The sequence below is a fragment of the Streptomyces zaehneri genome, from assembly GCF_032248645.1.
Classification (GTDB): Bacteria; Actinomycetota; Actinomycetes; order Streptomycetales; family Streptomycetaceae; genus Streptomyces; species Streptomyces coriariae.
Map to the genome: position 1 here is coordinate 20,045 of NZ_JASTTJ010000036.1, position 20,752 is coordinate 40,796.

General features: G+C 72.0%; 15 protein-coding genes. All 15 read left to right on the forward strand.

Annotated elements, in window-relative coordinates:
- The first annotated feature begins 58 nt into the window (after positions 1–58).
- The 15 genes from QQM72_RS37980 to QQM72_RS38050 are packed head-to-tail and all read left to right on the forward strand — an operon-like array spanning position 59 to position 20,747.
- A complete protein-coding gene (locus tag QQM72_RS37980) occupies positions 59–1,384 on the forward strand; it encodes a nucleotide sugar dehydrogenase (protein WP_314225363.1) in 1,326 nt (441 codons plus the stop codon).
- The gene (locus QQM72_RS37985; RefSeq protein WP_314225364.1) at positions 1,374–2,654 is read left to right on the forward strand and encodes a glycosyltransferase family 4 protein; all 1,281 of its coding nucleotides are present in this window, start codon (positions 1,374–1,376) and stop codon (positions 2,652–2,654) included. Before QQM72_RS37980 ends, QQM72_RS37985 begins: the two co-directional genes overlap by 11 nt.
- Entirely contained in the window at positions 2,651–4,015 is a 1,365-nt protein-coding gene (locus QQM72_RS37990; protein ID WP_314225365.1) for a Wzz/FepE/Etk N-terminal domain-containing protein, read from the forward strand. The genes QQM72_RS37985 and QQM72_RS37990 overlap by 4 nt, the downstream gene beginning before the upstream one ends.
- Complete coding sequence (locus QQM72_RS37995; protein WP_314225366.1) at positions 4,012–5,565, forward strand: Wzz/FepE/Etk N-terminal domain-containing protein; 1,554 nt, start codon at positions 4,012–4,014, stop codon at positions 5,563–5,565. Before QQM72_RS37990 ends, QQM72_RS37995 begins: the two co-directional genes overlap by 4 nt.
- A 2-nt stretch (positions 5,566–5,567) precedes the next feature.
- Positions 5,568–7,493: an asparagine synthase (glutamine-hydrolyzing) gene (gene asnB / locus QQM72_RS38000; RefSeq protein ID WP_314225367.1), complete on the forward strand. Its 1,926-nt coding sequence runs from the start codon at positions 5,568–5,570 to the stop codon at positions 7,491–7,493.
- Positions 7,494–7,526: 33 nt separating this feature from the next.
- On the forward strand, positions 7,527–9,716 hold the full coding sequence (locus QQM72_RS38005) for a bi-domain-containing oxidoreductase (RefSeq protein WP_314225368.1): 2,190 nt from the start codon (positions 7,527–7,529) through the stop codon (positions 9,714–9,716).
- Complete coding sequence (locus tag QQM72_RS38010; RefSeq protein ID WP_314225369.1) at positions 9,713–11,698, forward strand: alginate lyase family protein; 1,986 nt, start codon at positions 9,713–9,715, stop codon at positions 11,696–11,698. The genes QQM72_RS38005 and QQM72_RS38010 overlap by 4 nt, the downstream gene beginning before the upstream one ends.
- Positions 11,699–11,706: 8 nt before the next feature.
- Positions 11,707–13,227: a right-handed parallel beta-helix repeat-containing protein gene (locus QQM72_RS38015; RefSeq protein WP_314225370.1), complete on the forward strand. Its 1,521-nt coding sequence runs from the start codon at positions 11,707–11,709 to the stop codon at positions 13,225–13,227.
- 1 nt (position 13,228) lies between these two features.
- Positions 13,229–14,470, forward strand: a complete 1,242-nt coding sequence (locus QQM72_RS38020; RefSeq protein ID WP_314225371.1) for an O-antigen ligase domain-containing protein — start codon at positions 13,229–13,231, stop codon at positions 14,468–14,470.
- Positions 14,471–14,472: 2 nt separating this feature from the next.
- On the forward strand, positions 14,473–15,747 hold the full coding sequence (locus tag QQM72_RS38025; RefSeq protein ID WP_314225372.1) for a glycosyltransferase: 1,275 nt from the start codon (positions 14,473–14,475) through the stop codon (positions 15,745–15,747).
- The gene (locus tag QQM72_RS38030; protein ID WP_314225373.1) at positions 15,744–16,979 is read left to right on the forward strand and encodes a class I SAM-dependent methyltransferase; all 1,236 of its coding nucleotides are present in this window, start codon (positions 15,744–15,746) and stop codon (positions 16,977–16,979) included. Before QQM72_RS38025 ends, QQM72_RS38030 begins: the two co-directional genes overlap by 4 nt.
- Positions 16,976–17,803, forward strand: coding sequence for a glycosyltransferase family protein (locus QQM72_RS38035; protein WP_314225374.1), 828 nt, complete (start codon positions 16,976–16,978; stop codon positions 17,801–17,803). The genes QQM72_RS38030 and QQM72_RS38035 overlap by 4 nt, the downstream gene beginning before the upstream one ends.
- The gene (locus QQM72_RS38040; RefSeq protein WP_314225375.1) at positions 17,800–18,447 is read left to right on the forward strand and encodes a PIG-L deacetylase family protein; all 648 of its coding nucleotides are present in this window, start codon (positions 17,800–17,802) and stop codon (positions 18,445–18,447) included. Before QQM72_RS38035 ends, QQM72_RS38040 begins: the two co-directional genes overlap by 4 nt.
- A 3-nt stretch (positions 18,448–18,450) precedes the next feature.
- Entirely contained in the window at positions 18,451–19,476 is a 1,026-nt protein-coding gene (locus QQM72_RS38045; RefSeq protein ID WP_314225376.1) for an NAD-dependent epimerase/dehydratase family protein, read from the forward strand.
- Positions 19,464–20,747, forward strand: coding sequence for a DUF4910 domain-containing protein (locus tag QQM72_RS38050; protein ID WP_314225377.1), 1,284 nt, complete (start codon positions 19,464–19,466; stop codon positions 20,745–20,747). Before QQM72_RS38045 ends, QQM72_RS38050 begins: the two co-directional genes overlap by 13 nt.
- The last annotated feature ends 5 nt before the right edge of the window (positions 20,748–20,752 follow it).

Consider the following 20,752-nt stretch of genomic DNA (forward strand, 5'->3'; position numbering starts at 1 on the left):
GTCCCGCCGGCGCGCGGACCGCAGGCCGCAGGGGCCTGCCTGGGGGGAGGAACGGGACATGAAGGTCAGCGTTTTCGGGCTCGGCTACGTGGGCTGTGTGTCGGCCGCGTGCCTGGCCAGCATGGGCCACGAGGTCATCGGGGTGGACGTGAACCAGGTGAAGGTCGACCTGGTCAACGACGGCAAGGCCCCGGTGGTCGAGGAACGGATCGGCGAGCTCATCGCCGAGGTCGTAAGGACCGGGGCATTACGCGCCACCGACGACGTCCGCGAGGCGATCACGGGCAGCGAGGTGTCGCTCATCTGCGTGGGCACACCGTCGGAGCCCAACGGCAGTCTGTGCACCACGTACCTGGAGCGGGTCACCGAGCAGATCGGCGCCGCGCTGGCCGAGGGGGCCAGGAAGGGGGGCCGGCACACCGTCGTGTTCCGCAGCACCATGCTCCCGGGCACCTGCCTGAACCTGCTGGTCCCGATCCTGGAGAAGGCCGTCGGCGGCACGGCCGGGGTGGACGTGGGGGTCGCGGTCAACCCGGAGTTCCTGCGCGAGGGCACGAGCGTGCGGGACTTCTTCGACCCGCCCAAGACCGTCATCGGCGAACTCGACCCGGCAAGCGGCGACGCGGTGCTGGCGCTGTACGACGGCTTGCCCGGCGAGGCGTTCCGGGTGCCCGTCCCGACGGCCGAGGCGATCAAGTACGCGGACAACGCGTTCCACGGCCTCAAGATCGGCTTCGCGAACGAACTGGGCGCGGTGTACCGGGCGCTCGGGGTGGACTCGCACCAGGTGATGGACGTGTTCCTGGCCGACCGCAAACTGAACATCAGCCCCGCCTACCTGCGGCCCGGATTCGCCTTCGGCGGCTCCTGCCTGCCCAAGGACCTGCGCAGCCTGGTCCACGCGGCACAGCGGGCCGACGTCTCGGTACCCATCCTCTCCCACGTGCTGCCCTCCAACTCCGACCATCTGCAGCGCGCGGTGGAGCTGGTCGAGCGCACCGGCAAGCGCCGGGCGGGCCTGTTCGGGCTGTCCTTCAAACCCGGCACCGACGACCTCCGCGAGAGCCCGCTGGTCGAGCTGGCGGAGAGACTCTTCGGCAAGGGGTACGACCTGAAGATCTACGACGCCAACGTGAGCCTCTCCCGGCTGCTCGGCGCGAACCGCGAGTACATCGAGACCCGGCTGCCGCACCTCGCGCAACTGCTCGCGGATTCCGTCGAGGAGGTGCTCGAGCACGCCGAGGTGTGCCTGGTCGGGACCAGGGATCCGGCCGTGCTGGCGGCGCTGCCCCATGGCGACGGCACGGTGATCGTCGACCTCATCCACCTTCCCGACGCCGAAGCGCGCCGGGCCGAACCGGGGTACGTGGGCCTTGCTTGGTGACAGATCGTTCGGCGACACAGCCGACGACGAACGGCCGGACCGGCGCGCGCTGATCCTGGTGGAGAACCTGTCGGTGCCGTTCGACCGGCGGGTGTGGCAGGAGTGCACGACACTGCGCGACGCGGGCTGGGAAGTGCACGTCATCTGTCCCCAGGGGAGCAAGCGGGACACGGAGGCGGAGGCGGAGATCGACGGGGTGCGGATCCACCGCTACCCGTTGCGCGCGGCCACCGGAGGGCCGGCCGGCTATCTGCGGGAGTACGGATCGGCGTTGTGGCACACGGTCCGGCTGGCCCGCAAGGTCGGCCCGGTCGACGTGGTCCACGCCTGCAATCCGCCCGACCTGCTGTTCCTGCCTGCGCTGTGGCTGAAGCGGCGCGGAGCACGGTTCGTCTTCGACCAGCACGACCTGGTACCCGAGCTGTACCTCTCCCGGTTCGACCGCGGCGAGGACCTGCTCTACCGCGCCGTGTGCGCGCTCGAACGGCTGACGTACCGGGCCGCGGACATCGTGCTCGCCACGAACGAGAGCTACCGGGACGTCGCGGTGCGCCGTGGCGGTCGACGTCCGGCGGACGTGTTCGTGGTGCGCAGCGCGCCGCAGACCGACCGGTTCCAACCGGTGGCGCCCGAGCCCGAGTTGAAGCGCGGCAAGCCTCATCTGCTGTGCTATCTGGGCGTCATGGGCCCGCAGGACGGCGTCGACTACGCCCTTCGGGCCCTGGCGAAGCTGCGCGACGAGCTCGGACGGACGGACTGGCATGCGGTGTTCGTCGGCGCGGGCGACGCATTCGACGCGATGGTGGAGCTTTCCGGGCGGCTCGGGCTCTCCGGGCAGGTGGAGTTCACCGGGCGCATTCCGGACGCCGACCTGGTGCGCTACCTGTCCACCGCGGACGTGTGCCTCTCCCCCGACCCGCGCAATCCGCTCAACGACGTGTCGACCATGAACAAGGTCCTGGAGTACATGGCGATGGGCCGCCCGATCGTCTCGTTCGACCTCCGGGAGGCGCGAGTCTCCGCCGGCGACGCCGCCGTCTACGCGCCCGCGAACGACGAGGCCGAGTTCGCCAAGCTCATCACGCTGCTGCTGGACGATCCGCAGATGCGGGCCCGGATGGGCAAGATCGGCCAGGAGCGGGTCAGCGGGCCGCTCTCCTGGCGGAACTCCCAGCGATCACTGCTGGCAGCCTACGCCGCCGCCTGCCGTGACCACGCCCCGCTGTCGGCGGGCGAACCGCACCGGGCATGGAAGAGGCCGCGCCGTTGAGCGACGACACCATACGCCTGGTCACGATCGGGCGGATCATCCGTCGGCGCCGGCGGCTGCTCACCCTCCTCGTCGTGGTGGGCGCGCTCGTCGGCTACGGCACCTCCTTGCTGTTCCCGCCGCGATACACGACGTCGGCGTCGGTACTGCTGCCGGGGGCGTGGGAGGAGCGCGAGCTGGTGACCCAGGCGGAGATCGCGACCAGTTCGGTGGTGGTCGACCGCGTGGCTGCCACGCTCGACTGGACCGGGGTCAGCGGCAGCGAGCTGCGGGACCGGGTGAGCGCCAAGGCCGCCGACGGGAACATCATCAAGATCTCGGGCACGGCCGACACCCCCGAGCGCGCACAGCAACTCTCCGACCGGCTGGCCCAGCAGTTCGTCACCTTCGCCGCGCAGATCACGGGCGACAGCACCGACCCCGAGGCGGCGGCGCCCGAGGCCCTGCGGCAGATGGTGGTGCAGACCAGCCGCCGCATCACCGAGCTGGCCGACGCGGCCGGTCCGGGGCAGACCGTGGAGAGCGTGCAGACCCGCACCGAGCTCTCGAAGCTGCGCACCGCGCTCCAGGAAGCCATCAACAAGCTGGACGAGACCGACCCGGCCGCGACCCAGGCCGACATGGTCGTCATGGGTCCGGCCGCCCGGCCGACCGGCGAGGCACCGCCGACGAGGATCCAGCTCGTCGTCGCCGGGGCGCTGCTGTTCTTCCTGCTCGCGGTCATCGGCCATCTCACCGCCGCACGGATGAGTCGCCGGCTGCGCACCGAACCGGAGATCGCCGCGGCGCTGGGCTCGGCGCTGCTGGGTACCGTCGACGTACCCGGTGAACGGCCCGCGCACCGGCCGGAGAGCCGTGACTCGCGGGCCCGGATCCGCCGGCTGCTGGGCGTCGACGTCCGGTGGGACGTACCCGCCCCGCAGACCTCCGGCGACGAGGCCAGCAGGCAGATCCGCTACCGGCGGGTGTGCGCCCGCCTCCGGGACCGACTGCCCGCCCCCCGGCGGCTGTTGGTGGTCGTCCCGGACGGCGACGAGATCGCCCTGCGGGCCGCCGGCCGGCTCGCCGCCGAGGCCGAGAGCGATCCGCCGCTGCGGGTGGTGGAGGTTTCGGTGTCCCAGCCGATGGTGCCGGACCGCGACAACGAGTCCGGTGTCCTGGTCGTACTCAGCGCGGGCAGCTGGACCGCAGGGGAGCTCGCCGGCATCGCCGAGGCGTGTGCGGACGCCAAGCACGAGGTCGTCGGCATCGTCCTCGCCGGCACCGTCTGGGCGCGTCCGACGCGGTCCGCCGGCCATCCCCGCCATGCCGCCACGACGGAGCTCGCGGCCGGCGACGGCGCGACAGGAGGTTCACAGTGACGACGCACACGACTTCGCAGTCGTCGGCCGCCGCTCCGCTGCTGGACCTGCAGGCGCTGGTGGTGTCGGTGCGCAGGCGGCGCCGCTTCTGGTGCTCCCTGGCACTGCTGGGGCTGCTCGTCGGCGTAACGGTGGCGGTCCTGATGCCGCCGCCGCCGACCGCGGTGACCAAGGTGCTGGTCGCGCATCAGGAGGACCAGCCGAACGACCCCGGAACGCTGATCCGCACGGACGTCGCGCTGCTGCAGACCACGCGGATCGCCGACGTGGCCCTGCGGTCCCTGAAGTCCCCGGAGAAGCCGGAGGACTTCATGCAGGACTACGGGGGTATCGGCCTGACCAACAACCTGCTGCAGATCAATGTGACAGGTGACAGCGACGCGGAAGCGGTGGCCCGTGCCAAGGCGCTGGCCGACGCGTTCGTCTCGGACCATGTGCGGCGGATCCAGCAGGCCGCGAACGCCGAGGCCAAGGCCCTGGTCGACCAGCGTGACCGGATACGGGACGAACTCGCGCAGGTCAACAAGGAGATCGGCGAGGCATCGCCGGACGGCGGGCCGAAGGCGGCGGCGAACCTGGAGTCGCTCTTCGCCCGCCGGGCCGAACTCACCTCGCGGATCTCCGATTTCGACCAGCGCGCCGCGGAGGCGCGCATCGGCACCCCGCAGCTCATCGCCGGCACCCAGATCGTGGACGCCCCTCGCGCGGTGCGGCACTCCCTGCCCAGGAGCGCTGCCACCAACGGCGCGGTCGGACTCGTCCTCGGACTCGCCCTCGGGCTCGCGGTGGCCGCGATCCGCACGGTGGTGGCGGACCGACCGGTACTGCGCCGGGACATCGCCGCGAACCTCGGCGCCTCGGTCATCGCGGAACTGCCCTACCGGTCGGCCGGGTTGTGGCAGCGCCGACGGATCCGGGCGGCACGCGAACGGCTCACCGCCTCCCTGGCCCGCACCGTGCGCGGCTCCGCGGAACCGGTGTCGCTGCTGGAACTGGGCTGTGCGCGCAGCGCGAGCGCGCTCGCCCTGGACCTCGCCGGCGCACTGACGGCGGAGGGGCCCGTGGTCATCGTCGACGGCCTGCCGGGCCTGCGGCTCGCGGGCCGCCGCCAAAAGCCGGGAGACCCGGCCGTGGTCAGCGGCGAGCGGGCCGCGACCGTGCCGCCCCAGGAGCGCCGGCTCGGCGTCGGCTCGGTGGCGCCCGGCACGGCGTGGACCGACCTCCGGTACCTCGGCACCCGGACCGCGCTCGTCGTGCGCGCCGGGCACGGCAGCGCCGCATGGCTGCACACCGTGGCGCGGCAGCTCGCGGACCAGCGCATCGCGGTGATCGGTGTGGTGCTGATCGACCCCGATCCGCGTGACCGGACCGACGGCACGCTGTGGGACGGGCCGCACACCGCGCTGCGCGGCCAGAACGAACCGCCGGCCCCACAGAACGGTGGGGGTACCTCCCACGCCGTTCAGGCAGTGGGAGAGGGCCCGCGGCGGACCGAACGACAGCCGATGTGGGCGGCACGCGTCCCGGACAGCGACCAGGAGGCGCGCTAGACATGTGTGGCATCGCAGGAACCTACCGATGGCCGGACGGGAAGCTCGTGACCGACCGGCTCACCGAGACCCTCGCCCACCGCGGTCCGGACGGGGCGGGCCGGTACGGCCACCCCGTCGGTGACGGCGAAGTGCACCTCGGGCACCGCCGGCTGGCCATCATCGACCTGTCCGAGACCGGCGCCCAGCCGATGGTCTCGGACGGCCTGGTCCTGACGTACAACGGCGAGCTGTACAACGCGCCCGAGCTGCGGGCCGAGCTGTCGGCCGCCGGGGTCCGCTTCCGCGGTACCTCCGACACCGAGGTGGTGCTGGAGGCCTGGCGGCGCTGGGGCACGGACTGCCTGCCCCGGCTGCGCGGGATGTTCGCGTTCGGGATCTTCGACGAGCGAACCGGTGACCTGGTGCTCGCCCGCGACCAGCTCGGCATCAAGCCGCTGTTCCTGCTCCGGCGCGGCGAGGGCCTGATGTTCGCCTCCGAGCTCAAGGCGCTCGCCGCCGCGACCGGCGGGTCGCTGGAGGTGGACCATGCGGCGCTGGTGGCCTCGCTGCTGTACTACTGGGTGCCGGACTCACGGTGCGCGTTGCGCGAAGCGGAGAAGCTGCCGCCGGGGAGCTGGCTGCGGTGCCGGCCCGACGGCCGGGTGGAGCGCGGCCGGTTCTGGCACCTGAAGGACATCGCCGCCGAGGGGCAGGAGCTGGCCCGCAGCGGCGAACAGCCGGATCTGGCCGCCGTCGTCGAGGAGTCGACCCGGCGCCACCTGCTCTCCGACGTGCCCGTGGCGACCTTCCTCTCCGGCGGGCTGGACTCCAGCTACCTGACCGCGCTCGCGGCCCGCGACCGACCGGGGATCTCCGCCTACACCATCGGGTTCCGTGCCGAGGACGCCAGGTTCGAGGCGATGCCGGACGACCTGCGCTACGCCCGGCAGGTGGCCGAGCGGTTCGGTGTCGACCTGCACGAGATCGAGATCGCTCCGAACGTGCTCGACCTGCTGCCGCAGATGACGTACGCCTTGGACGAGCCGATCGGCGACCCGGCCGCGATCAACACGTTCCTGATCTGCTCGGCCGCCCGGGAGGCCGGCGTCAAGGTGATGCTCTCGGGGATGGGGGCCGACGAGCTGTTCGCCGGCTACCGCAAGCACCTGGCCAACCTGCTCGCGCTGCGCTACCAGCGCGTCCCGCGGCCCCTGCGGCGCGGCCTGTCCCGGGCCGTGGACCGGCTGCCGGTCGCCACGGCCCGCCGGGGGTACCGGTCGGTGCGCTTCGCGAAGCGGTTCCTGTCCTTCGCCGATCTGCCGGAGGAGACCGCGTTCCGGCGCAGCTACACCATGTACGACCAGGACGAGCTGCTCGCCCTGGTCGATCCCGACCTGGCCGGGACGGTCGACGACGTGCTGACCGAGCATGCGGACATCTACCAGGACAACGAGCTCGACGACTTCGTCAACCGCATGTGCCTGGGTGACGCGCGGATGTTCCTGCCGGGTCTGAACCTCGCCTACACCGACCGGTCGAGCATGGCCGCGTCGACCGAGGTGCGGGTGCCGTACGTGGACGTGGAGGTGGTCAAGGCGGCGTTCGCCTTCCCCGGCGATCGCAAGATCGTCGGACGGCAGGGCAAGGCCGTCCTCAAGGAGGCGGCCGTCTCGATCCTGCCCCGGGAGATCGTGTACCGGCCCAAGGGCCTGTTCAGTGCCCCGCTGCGCGCCTGGATGAGCCGGGATCTGGCACCGCTGGTGCGCGAGGTGGTGAACGACGGCGTGCTCGTCGGTTCCGGGCTCCTGCGCCGCGACGCGCTGGCGCGCATGGTCGCCGAGGACGCCGCCGGGCAGCGGGACTTCTCCAAGCATCTGTGGCACGTGCTGACCCTCGAGTACTGGTATCGCGACGCGACCTCACGGGCCGGCCAGAACTCTCACTGACGGCGTAGAGACAGTAGAGACAGAGGACTTCGGGTGAAACAGGTTGTTCAGAACTACAAAAGCGGCGAGCTGGCGGTGCTCGACGTGCCGGTGCCGGGATGCAAGCCGGGCGGGGTGCTGGTCCGCAGCGCCTACTCGCTGATATCCACCGGGACCGAGCTCATGAAGGTGTCCGAGGCCGGCATGTCGATGCTGGGCAAGGCCCGCTCCCGGCCGGACCAGGTGGCCAAGGTCATGCAGAGCGTGGCCACCAACGGGGTGCCCGCCACCTACCGCAAGGTGATGGGCAAGCTGGACTCCTACACGCCGCTGGGCTACTCGCTGTGCGGGGTGGTCGAGCAGGTCGGCACCGGGATCGACGACGTGAAGGTCGGCGACCTCGTGGCCTGCGCCGGCAACGAGCACGCGTTGCACGCCGAGCTGAACTGGGTACCGAAGAACCTCTACGCCCGGGTGCCGGACGGTCTCGCGCCGCAGCACGCGGCCTTCGGCACCGTCGGGTCGATCGCGATGCAGGGCGTGCGCCAGGGCGAGCCGCAACTCGGCGAGGTGGCGCTGGTCATCGGCCTCGGGCTGATCGGGCAGCTGGTGGTGCAGCTGCTGGCCGCCTCGGGGGTTCGCGTCGTCGGGGTCGACCCCGACCCGGTGCGCTGCGAGCTGGCCGAGCGCCTGGGGGCCGCGGCCTGCGGGGATCCCGCGTCCGCGGCCGTGGAGGCCGCCGTCGCCGAACTCACCGACGGGCACGGCGTGGACCAGGTGTACCTGGCGGCGGGCGGCGGCAGCAATCAACCCGTCGAGCTGGCAGCCAGGTTGAGCCGGGACCGCGGCCGGGTCGTCGACATCGGCAAGTGCCGGCTGGACCTGCCGTGGAACGCGTACTACGAGAAGGAACTCGACGTCCGGTTCTCGCGCAGTTACGGCCCCGGGCGCTACGACCCGGAGTACGAGCTCGAGGGGCGGGACTACCCGATCGGCCATGTGCGCTGGACCGAGCGCCGCAACCTGGCGTGCTTCCTCGATCTCGTGGCCCGCGCCAGCGTGGACGTGGAGCCCCTGGTCTCCCACATCGCCGACTTCGACGATGCCGTCGAGACGTACCGGCGTCTGAAGGACGGCGATCTGAAGGCCGTGGCCGTGCTGTTCCGGTACCCCGAGCAGAAAGAGGAGGCGGGGCAGGCGGAGGCCCCGGCGGTGACGGTTCCCGCGGCGCCCCGCAGCGGCAGGGCGTCCGCCCCGGCCCGGCCCGCCGACGCGCCGGTGCGGCTGGCGTTCGTCGGCGCCGGGAACTACGCGACGTCGATGCTGCTGCCGCACCTGGCGCAGCGCGAAGGCGTCGCGTTGTCGACGGTCGTCACGACGACCGCGCTGTCCGCGGCCAACGCGAAGCGGAAGTTCGGCTTCGCCGAGGCGACCACCGATCTCGACGCCGTGCTCGGCGACAAGTCCGTCGACGCGGTGTTCGTGGTCACCCGGCACAGCTCGCACGCCGAACTGACCCGAAAGGCGCTGCTGGCCGGCAAGGCGGTGTTCGTCGAGAAGCCTCTGGCCCTCACCGAGGACGAACTGGCCGGTGTGCTCGCGGCGGTGGAGGAGTCCGGCAACGACCGGCTGCAGGTGGGCTTCAACCGCCGGTTCGCGCCGCTGTTGCAGGAGGCCCGCGAGCGGTTCGGCGTCCGGACCGGCCCGGCGAGCCTGCGCTACCTGGTCAACGCGGGCCGGCTGACCCACGGGAGCTGGTACCTCCGACAAGGCACCGAGGGCTCGCGGTTCGCCGGTGAGGGCGGACACTTCATCGACACGGCGAGCTGGCTGCTCCAGGCCGACCCGGTCTCGGTGTACGCGGTCGCCACCTCCGGCAACGAGGACCTGCAGATCGTGCTGCGCTACCCGGACGGGTCCACCGCCGCCATCAGCTACGTCACCACCGGCGCGGCCGGCTTCCCCAAGGAGACGCTGGACCTGGTCGCGGACGGCAAGGTGCTGCGGCTCGACGACTTCGTCCGTGCCTCGGTGTACGCCCGCAAGCGGTGGGTCAGCTCGCGGCTGCCCAAGACCCGGGACAAGGGCCAGTCCGCCGAGCTGGCCGCGTTCGTCAAGGCCGTGCGGACCGGCGGGCCGATGCCGGTGCCGCTGGAGTCGCTGGTCGCCACCACGGCGGCCACCCTCGCCGTGCAGGCCGCTCTGGCCGGCGGGGCGCCGGTGACGTTGGCGAGAGGGCGATGACGGTGAACTCGGGTAGTCCGGGCTGGTACCTGCGGCGGCTGTCCCGGATGGGACCGCGCGAGGTCGGCGGCCGGGCGGGCGACGCGGTGCGCAGGCGACGGTGGCGGTCGGCGCGGCCGGACAGCCCGAGCGTGACCGGCGCCCGGTTCACCGCGGCACTGCCCGCGGGGACGATCGCCGCGGTGCCACCGGACGCCGCGAAACGTCTCGTCGCCGAGGCGGACCGGCTGATGGCCGGGCACGTCGAGTACTTCGGGGTGGTCCGCGACGACCTGGCCGACCCGGACTGGTGGTACGACCCGAAGACCGGGCGCCGGGCCCCGTGGGGCTACGCCTTCGACGTGCCGTACCGCGACGAGGACGCGGTCGGGGACATCAAGCAGATCTGGGAGCTGTCCCGGCATCAGTACCTCACGGTGCTCGCGGCCGCCTACGCGGTCACCGGCAACGAGCGGTACGCCGAGCGGGTGGCCGAGCACCTGCGGTCGTGGTGGGCGGGCAACGCGCCGCTGCGTGGGGTGCACTGGACCAGCGGCATCGAGCTGGGGATCCGGCTGCTGTCCTGGGTGTGGATCCGCCGGCTGCTCGACGGCTGGCCGGGCGCGGCCGCTCTGTTCGAGGACAACCCGGTGGCCCTGAACCAGATCTGGCACCACCAGCGCTGGCTGGCCGCCTTCCCCAGCCGGGGGTCTTCGGCGAACAACCACGTCGTCGCCGAGGCCGCCGGGCAGTTCGCCGCGGCCTGCGCGTTCGGGTGGTTCCCCTCCTCGGCCCGTTGGCGGGCCGACGCGCTGCGGTCGCTGGAGCTGCACCTGCGCGGCAACACCTTCGGCTCCGGCCTCAACCGCGAGCTGGCCACCGAGTACCACGCACTGGTGCTGGAACTCGGCCTGGCGGCGGTGGCCGAGGCGGACGCCGCCGACGTGCCGGTGCCCGCGTCGATCCGCCTGGTACTGCTGCGGATGACCGACGCGCTCGCGGCCGTCGTGGACAGCCGGCTGCGGCCGCCGCGCCAGGGGGACGCGGACGACGGGCACGGTCTGGTCGTGGACGGCGAGGGCACCGACCGATGGGCCTCGCTGCTGGCCACCGGGGACGCCGTGTTCGGCCGGCTCGCCTGGTGGCCGGCGGTGACCGGCACCGATGTGCGCACCCCTCTGCTGGCCGCGCTCGTCCGGCCGTACGCGAAGAACGGAACCGCACCGGCCGTGTCCCGCCCGGCAGGCCGGCCGGCTCATTTCGCCGACGCGGGGATGACCATCCTGCGTGGCCCCGGGGAGATCTGGTGCCGCTGCGACGGTGGTCCGCACGGATTCCTGTCCATCGCGGCGCATGCCCACGCGGACGCGCTGTCCGTGGAGGTCCGGCACGACGGGGTCGACGTCCTCGCCGACCCGGGGACGTACTGCTACCACGGGCAGCCCGAGTGGCGGCAGTACTTCCGCTCGACCCTCGGCCACAACACGCTGCAACTGGACGGCGATGACCAGTCCGTCTCCGGCGGCCCGTTCCTGTGGACCCGGCATGCCCGCAGCCGCGTCCTGGCCGTGGACACCTCCGACGCCTCCGACGGGGGGACGGCCCGCTGGTGCGCGGAGCACGACGGCTACCAGCGCTCCGTGCACCGCCGCCGGGTGGAGCTGACGGCCGCGAGCCGGGAACTGAGGGTGGTCGACGAGGTCCACGGCCGACACGGCCCGCGCCGCGCCGTCCGGCTGGCGTTCCACCTCGGCCCGGCGATCGCCGCGGACCTGGTGGGGAACCGGGCACAGCTCACCTGGACCCGGGACGGCGAGGACCGCTCCGCGGCGCTCGACCTGCCCGGGCAGCTGAGCTGGCGGGCGCATCGCGGCGAGAGCGACCCGCCGCTGGGCTGGTACTCCCCCGGCTTCGGGCGCAAGGAACCCGCCACCACGCTGGTCGGCACCGGCTTCGCCGACGGCGCGACGGGGTTCACCACCGTGCTCAGGTTCCGCGGCTAGGGGGGCGCGTGGGGATCAAGAGGCGGCACTGGGCGTTGGCGGCGGCACCGCTGGCGCTGGCCCTGCTGGCGGCGACCGGCTGTGAGAGCACGCCGGACGCGCGGCCGAAGCCGACCTCGGCGCCGGCCACGTCCGTGGCCCGGGTGTGTGCCAAGCCCGCGGCCGGGCCGGCCAAGGCGCCGGCGGGCGCGGTGACGGTCGACCCCGCGGTGGCCGGTGACCTGGCCGCGAAGACCAAGAGCAGTCCCCCGAACACCACGTTCTGGCTGCGACCGGGCACGCACAGGCTCGAGCCGGACCGCTACGCCCAGGTCATCCCCAAGAAGGGGGACAGCTACCTCGGGGCGCCCGGCGCGGTGCTCGACGGCCGCAAGACCAACCAGTACGCGTTCGGCGGCACCGCTCCCGACGTCACCATCCGCTACCTGACCGTGCAGGGTTTCGTCGCACCGCACGACGAGGGCGTGGTCAACCACGACTCGGCCGACGGGTGGGTGATCGAGCACGCGACGATCCAGAACAACTCCGGCGCCGCTCTGATGGCCGGTGCCCGCCAGCGGGTCGGCGCCAGCTGCCTGCGCGACAACGGTCAGTACGGCATGAACGCGTACAAGGCCTCGGGCCGTATCACCGGCCTGGTGGTCGAGGGCAACGAGATCGTGGGCAACAACAGGGACGACTGGGAGCGGCGGCGGCCGGGCTGCGGCTGCACCGCAGGCGTCAAGTTCTGGGCCGTCGACGGCGCCGACATACGCGGCAACTGGGTGCACGACAACCGGGGAGCCGGGTTATGGGCGGACACCAACAACAACGACTTCCGCATCGAGGACAACCTGATCGAGGCGAACGACGGTGCCGCGCTGATCTACGAGACCAGCTACAACGCGGTCATCCGCAAGAACACGATCCGGCGGAACAACTGGGTCGAGGGCCGCAGGTACGCCGACCGGGGCGACAACTTCCCGTTCGCGACCATCTACCTGTCCGAGTCCGGCGGCGAACCACGGATCCGAGCCCGCACGGACAAGATAGAGATCTACCGGAACGTCCTGGAGAACAACTGGTCCGGGATCACCCTGTGGGAGAACGCCGACCGGTTCTGCAACAGCCCGGCCAACACCTCCTCCGGTGACTGCACGCTGCTGGTGAACAGCACCGACCGCTGCGCACAGCCGGCGATCGCCGCCGCACCGCTCTACGCCGACTGCCGGTGGAAGACCCAGCGGGTGGACATCCACGGCAACCGCTTCGTGCTGGACAAGTCCGTCGTGGACTGCACGGTGAAGTGCGACCGCATGGCGGTGCTGGCCAACTACGGCACCTATCCGGACTGGTCGCCGTACCAGGGCGAGCGGGTGGCCGAGGCGATCACCCGCGAGCAGCACAACCGCTGGCACGACAACGTCTACCTCGGACCCTGGAAATTCGTCGCCCACGACCCGAGCCGGATACTCGACTCGGTGCAGTGGCAGGGCACGCCGTACCAGCAGGACGTGGGCAGCACCTTCCGCGCGCGGGACGGTGGTTGAGATGAGCCCGGACCACACGGACCACACGTCGAAGATCGTCGGGACGGTCTGGGGGCTGCTGATCCTCAACACGCTCGGCTCCGCCGGGGCGAAGACCATCGTCCCGCTCCCCCGCTCGCTCATCCAGATGGTCACCATGGGCGCGCTCGTCGCCGCGTTCGCGCTGGCGCTCGCGGTCAATCTCCGGCTGCGCATCCGGGCCAGCGCCTTCGGGTTCCTGCTCACCCTGCTGCTGGTACCGAGCGTGATCTCCAGCGCGGACCTCGAGTCCGGGTTCGGCGCGCTGTTCCGCTGCGCCCGGCTGGCCCTCTTCATCGGCACGCTGTGGCTGCTCAGCCGCTGGTGGGACGGCGGCCTGACGTTCGTCCGGCACCACATCAGGATGTACTTCGTGGTCCTCGGGTCGGTGGCCGCCGGTGCGGTCATCTCACCGGGCGCCGCCATGCCCGAGCTCTACGGCGGGCGGCTGGTGGGCGCGTTGTGGCCGCTCACCCCGCCGCAGATCGGGCAGTACGCCGCGGTGATCATCGGGCTCAGCGTGCTGCTCGTCCTGGGCCGCCGGACCGACGGGGCCAGCGCGGCCGTGGTCATCGTGCCGGCACTCGTGCTGCTCGCGCTGACCCATACCCGGACGGCCACCCTCGGCCTGCTCATCGGCTTGGCGTTGGCGATCGGCTCGCTCGTCCTGACCAGCGCCGCCGCCCGCCGGTTCTTCGCCTGGGCGGTGCTGTGCGCCGCCGTGGCCGCGGTGGGGTTCGGCTCCGTGCTGCAGGCGTGGTTCCTGCGCGGACAGAGCCAGGAGAACTTCACCAGCCTCACCGGCCGGGCCAAGGTCTGGCACGCCCTGCTGGCGGCACCCCGCTCGACCTCGGAGTACCTGTTCGGCGCGGGCCTGGGCGACAAGTCGTTCGGCGGGCTGCCGATCGACAACAGCTGGCTGGCCGTCTACCACGAGCAGGGCGTGACCGGCGTCGCCCTGGTGGCGGCGATCATCATCGTGCTGGGCGGCGTCGCGTTGCTGCAGCCGCCGTCGCTGTCGAGGGCCTGCGCGATCTTCCTGATCAGCTACTGCGCCATCGCGTCGTACACCGAGGCCGGGCTCGGCGACGCCTCGCCGTATCTGCTGCATCTGGCCGTGGCCGCCTCGCTGCTGGCCGCGCCGGCCGCGGCCACCCCTCTCACGACGCCCGAAGTCCCCGGACGCCGCATCCCGCAAGGGGCCCGAAGACCGGAGGTGACCTGAGCATGCACGTCCTCGTGGTGCACAACCGCTACGCCTCGGCGCAGCCGAGCGGGGAGAACAAGGTCGTCGACCAGGAGGTGGCGCTGCTGCGCGGGGCCGGCCATCGGGTCGAGATGTTCGAACGGCGCAGCGACGACATCGCCGCCCGGTCCCTGCCGGGCAAGGCCGCGATACCGCTGCTGGTGCCGTGGAACCCGGCGGTCCGCGCGGAGCTCGCCGCCCGGCTGCGCACCGAGCGGCCGGACGTGGTGCACGTCCACAACGTCTTCCCGCTCCTTTCGCCTGCGGTGCTGGCCGCCTGCGCCGACGCGGGCGTGCCCGCCGTCGCCACGCTGCACAACTACACCCAGGTCTGCCCGCCCGGCACGTTGCAGCGGGACGGCCGGCCGTGCACCGAGTGCGTCGGTTCCTCCCCGCTGCCCGCCGTCCGGCACGGCTGCTACCGGGGCTCCCGGCTGGCGACGGTGCCGCTCGCGGTCAGCCTGTCGGTCAACCGGCGGCGGTGGTGGTCCGGTGTGGAGCGGTTCTTCTGCATCTCCGCGGCGCAGCGCGACGTCCTGGTGCGGTCCGGCATGCCGGCCGAGCGGCTGGCGGTGAAGCACAACTTCGTGCCCGACCCGGACGCCCGGCGGACGGGCGCCGGCGAGCATCTGCTCTATCTCGGCCGGCTCGCGGAGGCCAAGGGCGTGCGGCTGCTCATGGCCGCGTGGGAGGAGATCGCCGCCGGCGGCGGTGTGGGTGTGCCGCTGGTGATCGCCGGCACGGGGCCGCTGGAGGCCGAGGTGGCCGCCTGGGCGGCGGCCCGGGACGACGTGCGGTACGTCGGCCTCTATGACACCGCGGAGTGCCAGAAGGCCATCGCGCGTTCGGTGGCCGTGGTGGCTCCGTCCACGTGGCTGGAGGCGTTCGGGCTCGTGGTCGTGGAGGCGATGGCCGCGGGGGTCCCGGTCGTCGCCGCCGGTCACGGCGCGTTCGTGGAACTCGTCGAGGACGGGGTGACCGGGCTGTTGCACCGGCCGGGCGAGTCCGCGTCGCTCGCGTCCTGCATACGCCGGATCGCGGCCGGACAGGACCGCAACCGGGAGATGGGCCAGGCGGCCCGGCGCCGATACGAGCAGGGGTTCAGCCCGGCCGTCGGCCTTGAGCGCCTGGTGGAGGGGTACCGCTCCGCGATCGCGGGTCGGTCCGGCGGCGGGGAAAGCCCGCCGCCGGCAGAGGAGAAGATCACTGGCTCGCGGTGGGGTCACCCGCGCGAGCGGGATGGGGGCAGTACATGACACGATGCCGACTCTGCGGCTCGGCGGCGCTGGAGAGCGTCGTCGATCTCGGGGCGACTCCGCCGTGCGAGAGCTTTCTCGCCGCGGACCAACTGGACCAGCCGGAGCCGGCGTACCCGCTGCACCTGCGGGTGTGCACCGACTGCTGGCTCGCGCAGATACCTCCGCTGATCACGCCGGAGGAGACGTTCAGCGAGTACGCGTACTTCTCCTCCTTCTCGACCTCCTGGGTGGAGCACGCGCGCACGTTCGTCGACGCCAGCGTGCAGCGGCTGGGCCTGGGCACCGACGCCTTCGTGGTCGAGGTCGCGAGCAACGACGGGTACCTGCTGCGGCACGTGGTGGACCGCGGGATCCGCTGCCTCGGCATCGAGCCCTCGGTGAACGTCGGGGCGGCGGCACGTGAGGCGGGTGTGCCCACGCGCACGGACTTCCTGGACCCGGCCACCGGCGCCGACGTCCGCGCCGAGCACGGCCCGGCGGACCTGGTCGTGGCCAACAACGTGTACGCGCACATCCCCGACGTCGTCGGGTTCACCCAGGGACTGCGCGCCCTGGTCGCCGACGACGGCTGGGTCTCCGTCGAGGTGCAGCACCTGCTGACCCTGATCGAGGAGAACCAGTACGACACGATCTACCACGAGCACTTCCAGTACTACACGGTCGCGTCCGCGGCCCGGGCACTGGCGAGCGGCGGACTCACGCTCGTGGACGTCGAGTTGCTGCCCACGCACGGCGGCTCCATCCGGCTGTGGGCCCGGCCGGCCGAGGTGGCCGGCGAGCCGGCCGGGCGGGTGGCCGACGTGCTGGCCCGGGAGAAGGCCGCCGGGCTGCAGGAGCTGTCCGGGTACACCGAGTTCTCCGCCCGGGTGGCCAAGGTGCGCCGGGACCTGCTGCGGTTCCTCATCGAGGCGGCCGAGCGCGGCGAGACGGTCGTCGGCTACGGCGCCCCGGGCAAGGGCAACACCCTGCTCAACCACTGCGGCATCCGGCCCGACCTGCTCCCGTACACGGTCGACCGCAATCCCTACAAGCACGGCAGGTTCACCCCGGGCACCCGCATCCCGATCCTGTCGCCCGAGCGGATAGCCGCCGACGAACCGGACTACGTCCTCGTCCTGCCGTGGAACCTGCGGGCCGAGCTGGTCGAGCAGCTGTCCTTCGTGCACGACTGGGGCGGCCGCCTGGTCTTCCCCATCCCGGAACTGAGCATTGTCGAGGCCAAGTCATGAAGGTCGTTCTGTTCTGCGGCGGTTACGGCATGCGGATGCGCAACGGTGCCTCCGACGACGTGCCCAAGCCGATGGCGATGGTCGGCCCGCGACCGCTGATCTGGCACGTCATGCGCTACTACGCGCACTTCGGGCACACGGAGTTCATCCTGTGCCTCGGGTACGGGGCTCACCACATCAAGAACTTCTTCCTCAACTACGAGGAGACGACGTCCAACGACTTCGTGCTGCGCAAGGGGCAGACCGAGTTGCTGTCGACCGACATCGCCTCCTGGACGATCACGTTCGCGCAGACCGGCATCGAGTCACCGATCGGCGAGCGGCTGCGCCGGGTGCGGCACCACCTGGACGGCGACGAGATGTTCCTCGCCAACTACGCCGACGTGCTCACCGACGCCCCGCTGCCGGAGATGATCGACCGGTTCTCCCGGCGCGACGCCGGTGCGTCGATGATGGTGGTGCCGCCGCAGTCGTCGTTCCACTGCGTGGAGCTGGGCGAGGACGGCCTGGTGGGGGGTATCACCGCGGTGAGCGAACTGCCGCTGTGGGAGAACGGCGGCTACTTCGTGCTCCGCCAGGAGATCTTCGACCACATCCCTGAGAACGGGGACCTGGTCGCCGACGGATGCGGCCAACTGGCCAAGCGCGGGCGGCTGGTGGCACATCAGCACCGCGGCTTCTGGAAGCCGACCGACACCGTGAAGGAGCGGGCGGCGCTCGACGACGCCTACGCCCGGGGCGACCGCCCGTGGGCCGTGTGGGAACGGGACGGCGCGACGGCGAGCGCGACCGGTGGCAGGGGCGGCTCCGGGGCGAGGGCGTGATCCGGCTCGGGGCCGGGCGCCTGGACCGGATCGTCGCGGTCGGCGCGCACTGCGACGACATCGCCATCGGCGCCGGCGGCACGCTGCTGACGCTGTGCCTCGCGCACCCGGGTGTCCGGGTCGACGCGTTGGTCCTCTCCGGCGGTGGCGGTGAGCGCGAGCAGGAGGAGCGCGCCGCGCTCACCGCCTTCTGTCCGGGCGCCGACCTGCGGCTGACCGTGCACAAGCTGCCGGACGGCCGGCTGCCCGCGCACTGGGAGGAGGCCAAGGCGGCGGTCGAGGAACTGCGCGGGCAGACCGAGCCGGATCTCGTGCTGGCCCCGCGCACCGATGACGCGCACCAGGATCACCGGGGTCTGGCGAGGCTGATACCCACCGCGTTCCGCGACCACCTCGTGCTCGGCTACGAGATCGTCAAGTGGGACGGCGATCTCGGCCGTCCGACGGCTTACCAGCCGCTGTCGCCGGAGATCGCCGAACGGAAGGTGCGGCTGCTGCAGGAGCACTACCCCTCGCAGCGGCACCGGCCCTGGTACGACCGGGAGGCCTTCCTCGGTCTGGCCCGGATCCGCGGCATCGAATGCCACGCGCGCTACGCCGAGGCGTTCGCCGCCACCAAAATCACTCTCGACCTGGGGGAATGAACCTTGCGCGTACTGCTGACCGGACATCAGGGCTACCTGGGCACCGTGATGGCCCCGGTCCTCGCGGCCGCCGGGCACGAGGTCGTCGGGCTGGACGCCGGCCTGTTCGCCGACTGTGTCCTCGGCCCGCCGCCCGCGGACCCGCAGGGGCATCGGGTGGACCTGCGCGACGTCACGGCCGAGCACGTGGCCGGGGTGGACGCCGTGATCCATCTGGCCGCGCTGTCCAACGACCCGCTGGGGTCGCTGGCGCCGGACCTCACCTACGACATCAACCACCACGCCTCCGTACGACTGGCCCGGCTGGCCCGGGACGCCGGAGTGCGGCGCTTCCTGTACGCGTCGACCTGCTCCGTCTACGGCGCCGCGGGCGGCGGCGGCCTGGTGACCGAGGACGCCCCGCTGCGCCCGGTGACGCCGTACGCGGAGTCCAAGGTGCGGGTGGAGGACGACCTGCACGCGCTGTCCGACGGCGACTTCAGCCCGGTGTTCATGCGCAACGCCACCGCCTTCGGCTACTCGCCCCGGCTGCGCGCCGACATCGTCCTGAACAACCTGGTGGGCCACGCGCTCCTGTCCGGCGAGGTGCTGGTGCTCTCCGACGGCACCCCGTGGCGTCCGCTGGTGCACGCCGCCGACATCGCACGGGCCTTCACGGCCGCGCTGGCCGCGCCGCGCGAGGCGGTGCACGACCGGGCGTTCAACATCGGCAGCGAGTTCAACAACGTCACGGTCGCCGAGATCGCCGACCAGGTCGCCGAGGCGGTGTCCGGCGCGAAGGTGGTGATCACCGGGGAGAACGGTGCCGATCCGCGGTCGTACCGGGTGGACTTCTCCCGGTTCCGCGCCGCGGTACCCGGTTTCGACTGCGAGTGGACGGTGAAGCAGGGCGCGCTCGAACTCGCCGACGCCTACCGGGAACACGGGCTGACCCGGGAGGACTTCGAGCAACGCTTCACCCGGCTGGCCGTGCTGCGCGCGGCGTCCGACGCCGGCGCCGTCGACGACACCCTGCGGTGGCGCCGATGACCGACGCCGGCGAAGAGATGTACGCGCTGGTGGAGCGGCTGTACCCGCTGTGCCGGAGCATCACCGGCGACGGTGTGCGCGCCACCCTGGAGATCGTCGACGAGTACGTCCCGCTGCAGGTGCACGAGGTGCCGACCGGGACTCAGGTGCTCGACTGGACGGTGCCGCAGGAGTGGAACATCCGGGACGCGTACGTCGCCGACAGCGCGGGCCGCCGGGTCGTCGACTTCGCCGCGTCCAGCCTGCACGTGCTCGGCTACAGCGTGCCGGTGTCGGCGACCATGCCACTGGCCGAGCTGCGTGGACATCTGCACACCCTGCCGGACCACCCGGCCTGGGTGCCGTACCGCACCAGCTACTACAAGCCCGACTGGGGGTTCTGCCTGGCCCAGGAGACCTTGGACGCGCTGCCGGACGGCGACTACGAGGTGCGTATCGACTCCACCCTCGCGGACGGCCACCTCACCTACGCCGAGCACGTGGTCCCCGGTCAGGTACCCGACGAGGTGATCGTCTCCTGCCACGTCTGCCACCCGTCGCTGGCGAACGACAACCTGGCCGGCATCGCGGTGGCGACCTTCCTGGCCAGGGCGTTGGCCGAGCAGACGCCGTACCACACCTACCGGTTCATCTTCGCGCCCGGCACCATCGGGGCGATCACCTGGCTCGCCCGCAACGCGGAGCGGGTGGAGCGGGTCAAGCACGGCCTGGTGCTGGCCTGCGCCGGCGACCCGGGCCGGCTGACGTACAAGCAGAGCAGGCGCGGCGACGCGGAGATCGACCGGGTGCTGCGACACGTGCTGCCCGCCTCCGAACGCCCGCACCACATCACCGAGTTCACTCCGTACGGCTACGACGAGCGGCAGTACTGCTCCCCCGGGTTCGATCTCGGCGTGGGCTCGCTCAGCCGGACCCCGTACGCCGGCTACCCCGAGTACCACACCTCGGCGGACAACCTGGACTTCGTCTCCCCGGAGGCGATGGCGGACACGCTCGCGCTCTGCCGCGAGGCGTTCGCCGTCCTCGACCGCAACCGGCGGTACGTCAATCTCAGCCCTTACGGAGAGCCTCAGTTGGGCCGGCGCGGGTTGTACGACGCGCTCGGCGGCCGCAGCGACACCAAGCAGGCCCAGATGGCCATGCTCTGGGTGCTCAGCCTCTCCGACGGCGAGCACAGTCTGCTGGACGTCGCCGAACGGGCCGGGCTGCCCTTCGGCGCCGTCGCCGCCGCGGCCGACGCGCTGCACGGCGCCGGGCTGATCAAGGCATGACGCAG